The 12832-nt window shown below is 58.5% G+C and carries 10 protein-coding genes; 4 read left to right on the forward strand and 6 right to left on the reverse strand.

The features are described 5' to 3' along the window. Positions 1–5: 5 nt before the first annotated feature. Genes AD662_RS29310 through AD662_RS13590 form a run of 3 tightly spaced genes read right to left on the reverse strand, consistent with a single transcriptional unit; the run spans position 6 to position 4610 of the window. Positions 6–434 (reverse strand): hypothetical protein, encoded by a 429-nt coding sequence (locus AD662_RS29310; RefSeq protein WP_139213124.1) that lies wholly within the window; start codon positions 432–434, stop codon positions 6–8. 49 nt (positions 435–483) lie between these two features. Then, positions 484–3108 (reverse strand): RHS repeat-associated core domain-containing protein, encoded by a 2625-nt coding sequence (locus AD662_RS13585; RefSeq protein WP_053187975.1) that lies wholly within the window; start codon positions 3106–3108, stop codon positions 484–486. Positions 3109–3125: 17 nt separating this feature from the next. Next, positions 3126–4610 (reverse strand): DUF6531 domain-containing protein, encoded by a 1485-nt coding sequence (locus tag AD662_RS13590; RefSeq protein ID WP_053187978.1) that lies wholly within the window; start codon positions 4608–4610, stop codon positions 3126–3128. 451 nt (positions 4611–5061) lie between these two features. On the opposite strand from AD662_RS13590, the gene AD662_RS13595 reads away from it, so the two are divergent. Genes AD662_RS13595 through AD662_RS13610 form a run of 4 tightly spaced genes read left to right on the forward strand, consistent with a single transcriptional unit; the run spans position 5062 to position 10188 of the window. Continuing rightward, on the forward strand, positions 5062–5544 hold the full coding sequence (locus tag AD662_RS13595; RefSeq protein WP_003201284.1) for a formate dehydrogenase subunit gamma: 483 nt from the start codon (positions 5062–5064) through the stop codon (positions 5542–5544). Beyond that, positions 5538–7097, forward strand: a complete 1560-nt coding sequence (locus tag AD662_RS13600) for a formate dehydrogenase beta subunit (protein WP_053187981.1) — start codon at positions 5538–5540, stop codon at positions 7095–7097. Before AD662_RS13595 ends, AD662_RS13600 begins: the two co-directional genes overlap by 7 nt. Next, complete coding sequence (gene fdhF / locus AD662_RS13605) at positions 7094–9970, forward strand: formate dehydrogenase subunit alpha (protein ID WP_053187984.1); 2877 nt, start codon at positions 7094–7096, stop codon at positions 9968–9970. The genes AD662_RS13600 and fdhF overlap by 4 nt, the downstream gene beginning before the upstream one ends. Further along, complete coding sequence (locus tag AD662_RS13610; protein WP_053187987.1) at positions 9967–10188, forward strand: formate dehydrogenase subunit delta; 222 nt, start codon at positions 9967–9969, stop codon at positions 10186–10188. The genes fdhF and AD662_RS13610 overlap by 4 nt, the downstream gene beginning before the upstream one ends. Before the next feature lie 88 nt (positions 10189–10276). On the opposite strand, the gene AD662_RS13615 is transcribed toward AD662_RS13610, so the two are convergent. The 3 genes from AD662_RS13615 to AD662_RS13625 all read right to left on the reverse strand — a co-directional run bounded on the left by AD662_RS13615 (position 10277) and on the right by AD662_RS13625 (position 12006). Beyond that, entirely contained in the window at positions 10277–10807 is a 531-nt protein-coding gene (locus tag AD662_RS13615; protein WP_018602248.1) for an AidA/PixA family protein, read from the reverse strand. Positions 10808–11115: 308 nt separating this feature from the next. Continuing rightward, entirely contained in the window at positions 11116–11427 is a 312-nt protein-coding gene (locus AD662_RS13620; RefSeq protein ID WP_018602250.1) for an isochorismate lyase, read from the reverse strand. A gap of 60 nt (positions 11428–11487) precedes the next feature. Then, positions 11488–12006, reverse strand: a complete 519-nt coding sequence (locus AD662_RS13625; protein WP_018602253.1) for an isochorismatase family protein — start codon at positions 12004–12006, stop codon at positions 11488–11490. Positions 12007–12832: the final 826 nt, after the last annotated feature.

Below are 12832 nucleotides of genomic sequence, written 5' to 3' on the forward strand. Positions count from 1 at the left end.
GTGAGTCACCACCAAGATGGCGCATGCAGTGATGCATTGAAATCTAAGGAATTTAAATAACTAAGTAGAGCCAAGTCTCTAACCAATATCATTCCTTCGTGACCTATTGTACATGCTTGCCATTCAGGGTTTTTGGGGCTATAGATACATAGGCTGTCACAATTTTTTACTATGATGTTTTTTTCTTGGGTAATGTTATTTATTAATGCGTCGGTCACCCGAAGACGCTGAGTGCAGCTGGCAATAACGTCATTTGTGTAAGTGGTAACTGGCTCTGCATTTACTGTGGTTGATTTATAAACGCTGACGCCTAATATGGTATCGATGGTGGAGTCCGGATGCAGCCAGGCAACTAAGTCAAAAGGTGCCTGATTTGCAAGTGCGGAAATCAAGTCTATTTGTCTCTCGAAGTTGTTTTCTTCAATATAGATCATTTTGAATGCCTCTGGTGTTTCTTCGGGGATTTAGATTTGGTCGGATATGTTAACAGTCTGTTGGTATCCCCTCCATTGGGTCAGGGAGGCGCTCAGGATTTATTCTATCTAATATTTCAGGGGGGAGCGGGATTAGCATGGAAGGAATTTTTAGATTCCAATTAAACTTATTATTTATCTTGTCTTTTATTTTTTGGGGTGGCTCTTTACCGTGTCTGATTGAACCGTCCCTGTTGACAGCATTTTCCCGAGGATTGGATTTATCTCCCCAATGTACATGCTCCTTGCCACCATTGTGCGATTCCACCCCGCTGCCTAGGTCTGGCTTGGCAAGGCCATATGGATCAAAAAAGCTAATTGGATTTCCTTCCACATATCCATAGGTATTGATCCCTCCGGCCAACCCAATCGGATCACTCTGCACATAGCGACCAGTCTTCGGGTCGTAATCACGAAAATAGTTATAGTGGAGTCCAGTCTCGACATCGTAGTACTGACCGGGAAAGCGCAGGTTGATTTCCAGTTGTCCGCTGGCTTGCTTTGTACCAAATGCATCGGAAACCCACTCCCATACCTTGGTTCGCGCTGCGTTCGTTGCGATTCGCGGTGTGTTGAGGTGGTCGCTATGGAGGTAGAACGCGGCGCTGTTTGCTGGCGCGCCCGTTGCACCGTAGCTCACACTGATCCCGCCCAAGGGCACCCCTTCGAGCCAGATATAAAACTGACTTCTCAGCTTCTTGCCTTGGTTATCGAATACGTGCTCGCCAAGAAGTTCGCCACTCAACCCGTAGATAAATGTTGTAGTGCCTTGAGAGGTGATTTTTTTGGTTCGTTGGCCGAAAGCGTTGTAGCGGAACCGAGCCTTGACAGCACCCTTGATTTTCACTTCGCTCAGGCGATTCTGCTCGTCGTAGGAAAACTGACGATTGGCGCGGTCTGCGGTCAGGTTGCCTGCCGCGTCGAAGTCTACCGAGTGGGTGCCTGCCTGCGTCAACCGATTGTTGCTCGCCCCATACTGATAAGACGTGCCAGCGGTGACACGCAACTCGCTGTCAATCAACGTGCTGAGCGCTTTTCGGGTGCGGTTACCCGCAGGATCATAAACGTAAGTCATCCGGTTGAAAGCAGTAGATTCTCCTACCAGGCGATCCAGCGGGTCATAGCTGTAGCCATGCTTGTCGACTGAGTCGCGTTGCATTTGAGTCATGTTTCCCTGGCCGTCGTAGGTATAGGCGTTGCTCTGGCCTGCAACGGTTTGAGCGGTCAGCCGGTAGTCCAGATCGAAGGTACGTTGAAGCGTAGTCCCGTTGGCCCAGGTCAGGTTTTTAAGCGGACCGAAAGGTTGATACGTGATGTTGCTGGCGAACGCGGTCGGCTGCCCCGTGCCCTGCCGAATTTGTACTTGGCTGATTTGTCCTGTGGTGTTACGCGAGTAGACGATGCTGAAACCTGTTGGATAATCGATCCTGCTCAACCGATTGGCGACATCGTATCCATAGCCGATTTGTTCTGGCTGAGTCGCTGTGTTTGCGGGCGCCGTTTGCCGCTGGGCTGTAACGTTGCCTTGGGCGTCGTAGGTGTAATTCAGTACCCCGTTGACGTCCTCCACGGCGGTCAGTCGGCCGATGCCTTTGTTACCTGCGGCAATCGAATCGTAGTGGAACTGAACGTCCAATGCCGGGTTCGTCGGATAGCGGCGGGCGGACAGGCGATTGAGCGCATCGTAGGTAAAAGTCGTGACCACACCACGCGCGTCCACCTGTTGCGTCACGTTGCCTGCGGCATCGTGCTGGGAGTGAGTGGCGCCGCTGTCAGGGCTGTTCACCCGCGTCAGGTTTCCCAGGCCGTCGTATTGATATTGAGTGGTTACACCACGTGGGTCGCGGACTTGCGTGAGGTTATCTTGAACGTCGTACTCAAGTTGAGTGATTCCATTAAGCGGGTCAGTATTCGTCACCAATCGGTTCAGCGAGTCAAAGGCCCGTTGGTGAATGTGATTGCGGGGATTGGTCAGCGCGATCGGATTATCGTTGAGGTCGTACTGTGTCCGGCTTGTCTGGCCGGCAGCACCCACTGAGTGCAGCAAACGACCCAGTTCGTCATACACCCATTGATGTTGTTTGGTCAGATGACCCGTCTTGTCCTTGATCCGTACCGCAGTCCGGTTCCCCATCGGGTCGAGATCAAATTCGATCTGTTCCCCTGCGTTATTGGTCACTCGAATGAGCCGCCTTGCGTCGTCCCAGGTGTAAGTCGACCAGCTATTGTCTGCGCGAATCATCTTGGTGATGTCGCCCACGGCGTTGTGTTCAAAGCGAACAGTGCCGGTAGCGGTACTCAACGACCTCACCCAGCCTTGTGACGCATAGGTCAGGTTTGTAATAACCCCATTGGAATCGACAACTGTCTTAGGGTTGCCGGCGACGTCAAAGTTGGAAAATGTGGTGGTGTGCCCGAGCGCGTTGATAATGCGTGCCAGATGTCCTTTGGCATCGTATTCATAGCGGGTAATGTCACTTACATCTGTTCGGGGCCCATCTGACGACTCCAACTGCCCCTGGGCATTATAGGTGAACGACCAGCCACGTTCGGCAGCTTGGCAAATAGGAAGGGTGGTAATGGTTCCGCACAAAGCGAGAGCGAGCAGAGCAACCTTGCATGTCAATGTGTTCATATTCAGATCCTTCTGAATTAACGTGAAGTGATTGTTTTACTGAGCTGGCGCCCTTGAGTGTCGTAGGTGTATTGAATGGAGCGATCCGGTTCGTTGATGCGCACAGGGGAATACAGCGTCGGGTGCCATTCGGTGGTGATCGTTCTAGCTTGAAAAGTGCCGCTCGCTTCCGTGCGAGAGGTTTCCAGGCCAAGGTCGTTGTAGAGATAGGTGGTTGTATTGCCATTGTTGTCTGTTTTTTTTGTCAGCAGACCGCGGGTGTCGTAGGTGAAAGTTGAGTTGCTATCGGGGCAGTTGGCCGATGGAAGACCTGTAATGGATTTGATGCGTTTGACGCCTTGAATCAATTCAAATTGATACCGTGTTTCTTTACCCAGTGCGTTGATTACCGTCGATGACCCGTCAGGGTTGTAGCCGACTGAGATTTTTTCTATACCCGCCGCGTGTTCACTCGTAATGGCGCGCCCTTGAGCATCATAAGTCCATGTGGCATAACGTACCCCGCGCTCATCAACAATGCCGGTCAGCAGTCTGCTATCTTTCGGGTCTTCATAGATGTATTGTTTATTCTCCGTATGGGTCGGATGGGTTTTGGTCATGGAGGTTAGCTGTTTGTAATTGTTGTAGGTGTAGCTAATGCTTACGTCGCCCGCAGTAACGGTAAGAGGCTGTTTTAACGTGTCCTCGGTAAATTTTAAGGCGTTGCCAAAACCATCAGTGACGGTCGCAATGTTGTCTAAATAGGCGATGCTCAGCGCGCTACCTGATTTAATAAGCGCAATTAACCTTCCGTTGCTATCAAATTCAAGTGAGCGATTATTGCGGGCGTGATAACTCCAACGGTCCGACTGATAGACGAGCGTTCCTGTTTCGGGTGGTCTAGCCTCATAAGACGTTCCCTTTTTTTCAAAAAAGGATCGACTTCCATCAAGGTGAATAAGCGTGATCAAGTTTTCTTCGAGGCTGAGCCTAGATGAATAACTGTGCCGCCATACTCCATCAACACTTCTGTAGAATCTTGAAAAATCGAGTGGGTTTGCGCTTGGGTGTGAATGCACAGTTGAGTAATCGCTTTCTGTTTGTATTTTGTAACCTGTCGCGAAATTTATTGGGTTTCCCGCCAGGCTCAAGGGGCAGCCACTGTCGACGCCTTGAGTCTCGCATTGGCCTGAGATCTTATTGAATTGTTGGTTTTCGCTGCATGTGTTGCCGCTGCGGAGAATAGCTACAGCGCCATAAGAGTCGTTTAACGGATCCTTGCCATATATCATGTGGCAATACCAGATGTGATCGTCCTCCGTGGCTACCGCGGGTGTGTAATTCCAGATTTCTTCATACTCTTCATGTAACCATCTACAAACCAGTTCGGGCGAGGGCTGTCGCTCTTGAAGATGTTCCGGGATCTGCTGAATCGTCCAATAATATTCTTCTGCCAAGGTATGAAAGTTTGCTGTAAGTGATAAGAGCAGTAATGAGTACGTAAAAAGCTGTTTGTGTAGCATTCCAGGATTCCTTCTGGTGTCAGGTTGTTGTCCTCCTAAATGATGGCAAGATTGATAGCTGTAAAACGATACATATATATTGTGTTTGTAACCTTATGTGGTGATTCAACAAAGCACTCGCCACGCTGGCAGTCAGGAAAACGGCCAATCGCCACCGATCGCTGCGGGTCGCCTACAATCACTTGGGTATTTGACCTCCCACGGACGCAGGACAACTTTTCACGTCTAGTCGCTTTCAGAACACGTTTCGTCGTCCATGTGCAATCGCCAACCCCCGGGAGTGGCAAGCTGTGAGGATGCCCCGGATCAGGTGCGCCAAAGACACCTGGCCGGAGAGCGAGAATGGCGATCGGATGTGCCACGCGACCGTGACGTGGACCGGACGCCGCAGCCAAGACTCCGAACGGCTGCCGCTATGCGGCGGTGGCGTTCGAGATGCCGAGGTACGTTTATGCCTGATGAGACGCTTCACCTGCCGTTGATCCACAGCGTGCTTGCGCGCGAAAAGGACACCCCCGGTGCCTTGCTGCCTATTCTCCATGCCATCCAGGCAGGCTGCGGGTATGTCCCCGACAGCGCCGTCCCGGAGATCGCCCACGCCCTCAATCTCAGCCAGGCTGAAGTGCGCGGGGTCATCAGCTTCTACCACGATTTCCGCACCACGCCGCCCGCGCGCCATACCCTGCGCCTGTGCCGGGCCGAGTCCTGCAAGAGCATGGGCGCCGAGACCCTGGCTGCGCAGCTGCGCGAGCAATTGGCGCTGGACGATCACGGCACCAGCGCCGACGGAAGCATCAGCCTGCGGCCGGTCTATTGCCTGGGTGCCTGCGTCTGCTCGCCGGCCCTGGAGCTGGATGGGGAGTTGCATGCGCGGATCACGCCCGAGCGTCTGCGTCAGTTGGTCAATGATTGCATGGAGGAGGGCGCATGCTGACGCTCTGTATCCCCCGCGATTCGGTGGCCCGTGCCGTGGGCGCCGACAAGGTGGCCGATGCGTTGGCCTGTGAGGCTGAGCGTCGACAGCTGCCATTGACGGTGTTGCGCACCAGTTCCCGTGGCCTCTATTGGCTGGAACCGCTGGTAGAGCTTGAAAGCGCCGGCGTCCGATTGGGCTTTGGCCCTGTCACACCGGCCGATGTGCCGGGTCTGCTGGATGCGCTGGCAGGCGATCCCGGCAGCCATCCGCTGGCCCTGGGGCCGGTGGAGGAGATTCCCTATCTCAAGAGCCAGCAGCGCCTGCTGTTCGCGCGCGCCGGCATCACACAACCACTGTCCCTGGACGACTACCGTGCCCAGGGCGGCTTCCAGGGCCTGGCCCGGTCCATCCAGATGGATGGCGCGGACGTGGTCGCCAGCGTGCTGGATTCCGGCCTTCGCGGTCGGGGCGGTGCGGCGTTCCCGGCGGGCATCAAGTGGCGCACCGTGCGCGATGCCGTGGGTGCACAGAAGTATGTGGTGTGTAACGCCGATGAAGGCGACTCCGGTACGTTTGCCGACCGCATGTTGATGGAGGGCGACCCCTTCCTGCTGATCGAAGGCATGATCATCGCCGGCCTCGCCGTAGGCGCGACGATGGGCTACATCTACGTGCGTTCGGAATACCCGGCCGCCATCAGTACGCTGAACGAAGCGCTGCGCATCGCTCGCGACGCCGGCTATCTGGGCGCGAACGTGAGCGGTAGCGGCTGCGCCTTCGACATCGAGGTTCGTGTCGGGGCCGGCGCCTATATCTGTGGCGAAGAAACCGCACTGCTGGAATCCCTCGAGGGCAAGCGCGGCACGGTTCGCGCCAAGCCGCCACTGCCGGCGATTCAAGGCCTGTTCGGGCTGCCGACGCTGGTGCACAACGTGGTGACCCTGGCCTCGGTGCCGATCATCCTGGAGAAGGGTGCGCAGTTCTATCGCGACTTCGGCATGGGCCGTTCCCTGGGCACGATGCCGTTCCAACTGGCCGGCAACGTCCGTCACGGCGGCCTGGTGGAACGCGCCTTCGGCCTGAGCCTGCGTGAACTGGTGGAAGGCTATGGCGGCGGCACTGCCAGCGGTCGGCCCCTGAAGGCCGCACAAGTGGGCGGGCCGTTGGGCGCCTGGGTGCCGCCTGCGCAATTCGATACGCCGCTGGACTACGAAGCGTTTGCCGCCATGGGCGCGATGCTTGGCCACGGTGGCGTGGTGGTCGCCGACGACAGCCTGGACATGGCCCAGATGGCCCGGTTCGCCTTGCAGTTCTGCGCCGAGGAATCCTGCGGCAAGTGCACGCCGTGCCGGATCGGCTCCACCCGTGGGGTGGAAGTGGTGGATCGCTTGATCGCCAGCACCGAAGCCGGTGCTCGCCAGGAACAGGCCCTGTTGTTGCAGGACCTGTGCGACACCCTGCAATACGGTTCGCTCTGTGCCCTCGGTGGGATGACGTCCTACCCCGTCGCCAGTGCCCTCAAGTATTTCCCCGCCGACTTCGGTCTGGCGACCACGGAGGCCGACCAATGATCACTATCTTCGATCCCAGCAGCGATATCGACCTGGGCACCCCGGCGCGCGAAAGCGACGTGCAGGTCAGCCTGACCATCGACGGACGTGAAATCAGCGTCGCCTCCGGTACCTCGGTCATGCGTGCCGCGGCCTTGCTCGGCACCACCATTCCCAAACTCTGCGCCACCGACAGCCTGGAAGCCTTCGGCTCCTGCCGCATGTGCCTGGTGGAAATCGACGGCATGCGCGGTTATCCGGCCTCCTGCACCACACCGGTGACCGAGGGCATGGTGGTGCGTACCCAGACCTCCAAACTCGCCGATTTGCGTCGCAACGTGATGGAGCTGTACATCTCCGACCACCCGCTGGACTGCCTGACGTGCGCGGCCAACGGCAACTGCGAATTGCAGACCGTGGCGGGGCAGGTGGGCCTGCGCGAAGTGCGCTACGGCTACGAAGGCGCCAATCATCTGGATGAAGCCAAGGACGTTTCCAACCCGTATTTCGAGTACGACCCGAGCAAGTGCATCGTCTGCAACCGCTGCGTGCGTGCCTGCGAGGAAATCCAGGGCACCTTCGCCCTGACGATCACCGGACGCGGTTTTGACTCTCGAGTGGCGGCGGCCGGCGGTGACAACTTCCTCGATTCCGAATGCGTGTCCTGCGGCGCCTGCGTGCAGGCGTGCCCGACGGCGACCCTGATCGACAAGAGCGTCGTGGAGATCGGCCAGCCGGAGCGCAGCGTCATCACCACTTGCGCCTACTGCGGCGTGGGTTGCTCGTTCCGCGCCGAGATGAAAGGCGAACAATTGGTGCGGATGGTCCCGGACAAGAACGGCCAGGCCAACCACGGCCACTCCTGCGTCAAGGGGCGCTTCGCCTGGGGCTACGCCACGCACCCGGACCGCATCACCAAGCCGATGATCCGCAAGCACATCGACGACCCGTGGCAGGAAGTCAGTTGGGACGAGGCGGTCACCTACGCCGCCAGCGAATTGCGCCGCATCCAGCTCAAGTACGGGCGCGACTCCATCGGCGGCATCACCTCCAGCCGCTGCACCAACGAAGAAACCTACCTGGTGCAGAAACTGGTGCGCACCGCGTTTGGCAACAACAACGTCGACACCTGTGCCCGTGTTTGCCATTCGCCCACCGGTTATGGTCTCAAGCAGACCTTGGGCGAGTCCGCCGGCACCCAGAATTTCGACTCGGTGATGAAGGCCGACGTCATCCTGGTGATGGGCGCCAACCCCACTGACGCGCACCCGGTGTTCGGCTCCCAGCTCAAGCGCCGGCTGCGCCAGGGCGCACGGCTGATCGTCATCGACCCACGGCGCATCGACCTGGTGGATTCGCCTCACGCCCGTGCCGAACTGCACCTGCAACTGCGTCCGGGCACCAACGTGGCAATGCTCAACGCGTTGGGCCATGTGATTGCCACTGAAGGCTTGATTGACCAGCCTTTTGTCGAAGCACGCTGCGAGGCGGCGGACTTCGCTCGCTGGCGCGATTTCGTCAGCCTGCCGGAAAACTCCCCCGAGGTGCTGGGCCCGGTGTGTGGCGTGCCTGCCGAGCAGATCCGCGCCGCGGCACGGCTCTACGCCACCGGCGGCAACGCGGCCATCTACTACGGCCTCGGCGTCACCGAGCACAGCCAGGGCAGCACCTCGGTCATGGGCATCGCCAACCTGGCCATGGCCACCGGCAACATCGGTCGCGAAGGCGTCGGGGTGAACCCGCTGCGTGGACAGAACAACGTTCAGGGCTCCTGCGACATGGGCTCGTTCCCCCATGAACTGCCGGGCTATCGGCATATTTCCAACGAAGCGGTACGCGCCGAGTTCGAACAGGCCTGGAACGTGACCCTGCAACCCGACCCGGGCCTGCGCATCCCGAACATGTTCGAGGCGGCCCTGGATGGCACCTTCAAGGCGCTTTATTGCCAAGGCGAGGACATCGCCCAGAGCGACCCCAACACCCAGCATGTGACGGCCGCGCTGTCCGCTTTGGAATGCGTGATCGTCCAGGACATCTTCCTCAACGAGACGGCCAAGTTCGCTCACGTGTTCCTGCCGGGCAGCTCGTTCCTGGAGAAGGACGGCACCTTCACCAACGCCGAACGCCGCATCTCCCGCGTTCGCAAGGTGATGGACCCGTTGGCCGGCAAGGCCGACTGGGAAGCCACCATCGCCCTGGCCGACGCCCTGGGCTACAAGATGCACTACAACCATCCTTCGGAAATCATGGATGAAATCGCCCGCCTGACGCCGACTTTCACCCGCGTCAGCTACGCCGAACTGGATCGTCACGGCAGCCTGCAATGGCCTTGCAACGATGCCGCGCCGGACGGTACGCCGACCATGCACATCGACCAGTTCGTGCGCGGCAAGGGCCGTTTCATGCTCACCGGCTATGTGCCCACCGAGGAAAAGGTCAACAGCCGCTATCCACTGCTGCTGACCACCGGACGCATCCTCAGCCAGTACAACGTCGGCGCCCAGACCCGGCGTACCGACAACGTGGCCTGGCACGAGGAGGACCGGTTGGAGATTCACCCAACCGACGCCGAGAACCGCGGGATCGTCGACGAAGACTGGGTGGGTATCGGCAGCCGTGCCGGGCAGACGGTACTGCGCGCGAAGGTGACCGAGCGGGTGGCACCGGGCGTGGTCTACACCACGTTCCACTTCCCTGAATCGGGTGCCAACGTGATCACCACCGACAACTCCGACTGGGCCACCAACTGCCCGGAATACAAGGTCACGGCGGTCGAGATCGTGCGGGTCAGCCAGCCTTCGGAATGGCAGAAGCGCTACCAGGCCTTCAGTGATGAACAGGGACGCTTGCTCAGGGAACGGCGCCATGCCGAGAAAGCCGAGGTGCGTCGATGAGCTCTGACAGCCTGATCAAGATGGCCAACCAGATCGCCCAGTATTTCGCCAGCGAGCCGGATCACGCGGTGGCGGTGCGGGGCGTGTACCAGCACATCAAGAGCTTCTGGACGCCGACCATGTATCACGACTTGATGGCCTGGCAAACGAAACATCCCGACGCTGTCCTGCACCCGTTGGTGTTGGCGGCATTGATGGAGTTTGAAAAAGCGGCTTAGCAAGGAAATGCTGTAGGACCTGCACACAGCCCCGGTCGGTTCCCTTCGTCGTTGACGAGGGCGCCGGCCGGGGCTGTGTGCATTTCAGTTATTGATTATTGACGGTGATGTAGGGGTCCCATGTGTTGTTCGGGCCGATCTGGTTCAGGTTACGGTCCAGCAGAACGAAGACGATTTGGTACCAGAGCTTTCCCGGGCTCAGCGCAGTGGACTGCCAGACGGTATAGGTCACATCGGTCTTGGCAATGCCTCCGGGGGCACCATTGTCCAGATAGGGCACTGGAATGCCGGGGATATTGAAAGATTGCGGGGTCGAGATGGTGCCCTTGTAATCACCGCCCTGATGAGGGTCGCCGATCACGACGTTTTTGATCAATGCGATGCGGTCGAAGTTGCGCGACAGCGTGGTGGCGCGCCAGCGAATGATGTCGCCGGGTTTTACGTCGAACCACAACTCGTTACCGCCTTCGCCTTCGCCACTGGAGATGTTGGCGTGGCTGTCGATGGCGCTGCGGGTCACCAGCATGGCAATCGCACCGCCTACGTCATTGGGGTGGGCGAGCAGGTAGTCGGCGTCAACGTTGACGAGCACATCAATGGTTTGGGTCGCTCCAGACATGTTGTTGCTCCTTGAGGGTAATGGCAGTGACGACCGCCCTTCAAAGGGTGTCCGGGCCACCCGGTCCCTGGGTGCGGTCTCGGGAGGAACGATAGGTGATGGCTTTGTAGTGTCAAATTTCCAATTCTTGACGCTGGCGAAACGGAGCGAAGCGCAGCACAACCAAGGCTTTGATTTACCTTTGTGGTGGCCGATCTCTTAACGGACTTTTGGTTGTTTTCCGAGGGCATCAGAGGGCAAAGGCGCACAACCGTTGTCGGTGACTGCTTCTGATCGTGCGGAGGATGAGAGCCATTGCCGACCGCGGTTCAGTTGTGGGACTGATTCGCCGTCCAGCGCTTCATCTCTTCGGCAATGAAGTGGTGCACCAGATCGCTGTACATCTTCTCGATGGCATCCGGGTTCAAGCCTTCGGCCTCGGCCCACACGCGTCGTGTCGCCAGCATGGCCTTGAAACGCTCCGGTGCCTGCACCGAAGCCGCCGAGGTCTTGAATTTAGAGGCCGCGAGCACGTATTGATAGCGCTTGCCCAGCAGCGTGATGACCGCCTGGTCGAGGGCATCGATTTCGCGTCGGATGTCCTCCATGTTTGCGCATTGCGAGGGTTGCAAAGGGTCCATGCAGTGAGCTCCGCTTGTTGAACAAGACCGGCCCGACGTGGGCCGATCTTCTGATGGGGTTTAGAAGCACCAGTCCTCAGCGCGAACGACACGACAGAAGGCGCCTGCCAGGGTTGCGTTGTGATGGGCGACGATCATTTCTGCCTTCAATTCAGGCGTGTCGGAACAGGTATGACCGTCGGCGATCAGGACCGCGTCGAACCCCAGGTCCCGCGCGGCTCGGCAGGTGCTGTCGATACAATACTGGGTTTTCATACCGGTGATGACCAGGCCTTCAGCATCGCAAGCCTTTAGCCGCTCTGCCAGGCCTGTCTGGGTGAAGGCGTTGGGGCGGGTTTTTTCGAAGATGACTTCGTCACCCTCCAACTGCAGTTCCTGCACCAGTTGCGTCAGCGGGCTTGCAGGCTCGATGGGCGAGCCAGGCGGGCCTACGTGGCGAACCAGGAAAATCGGTGCCCCGGCCTTCCGGGCCTTGAGCAGCAAGCCATTCAACGTGTCCAGCAACGCTTCGCCGGCCCAGGGTTTATCCGGGCCGTGAAACAACCCAACTTGCATATCGAGAATCAACAGAGCGTGCATGGTGCTTTCCTTGCGTGTGGGCCAGCGACGCAAGGGCAAAAGAAAAGGCCCTTACCATCGCTGGCGGGCCTTTGAGATACGTGTGTTATTGGCTCACGACACCTCACGACCCGCCTTGGCGGTCGTGGTTGTGGTGGTCGAGGCGATCTGTGGCAGGTTCATGGTGCTGACAGTAACTTCCGGTCGTCAGGTTTGGCAAGCGGGTATGTCAGTTTACTTGCGAAAGCGGTCGATCGTTCCCGCGCTGCTGCGTGGGTACGATCGGGTCGTGGGGGCTGTGAAGATCGTTCCTCACGCTCCGCGTGGGAATGCCGCCAGGGACGCTCCGCGTTCCGCTTCTGGAAAGTGACGCAGAGCGTCACAGGATGCATGCCCACGCGGAGCGTGGGAACGATCGGGGCGCGGGGCCTGTGGAAGATCGTTCCTCACGCTCTGCGTGGGAATGCCGCCAGGGACGCTCCGCGTTCCGCTTCGGGAGGGTGACGCAGAGCGTCACGGGATGCATTCCCACGCAGAGCGTGGGAACGATCGGGTCGCGGGGGGCTGTGGAGATCGTTCCTCACGCTCCGCGTGGGAATGCCGCCAGGGACGCTCCGCGTTCCGCTTCGGGAGGGTGACGCAGAGCGTCACGGGATGCATTCCCACGCAGAGCGTGGGAACGATCGGGTCGCGGGGGGCTGTGGAGATCGTTCCTCACGCTCCGCGTGGGAATGCCGCCAGGGACGCTCCGCGTTCCGCTTCTGGAAAGTGACGCAGAGCGTCACGGGATGCATTCCCACGCAGAGCGTGGGAACGATCGGGTCGCGGGGGGCTGTGGAGATCGTTC

The organism is Pseudomonas kilonensis (assembly GCF_001269885.1).
Lineage (GTDB): Bacteria > Pseudomonadota > Gammaproteobacteria > Pseudomonadales > Pseudomonadaceae > Aquipseudomonas > Aquipseudomonas kilonensis.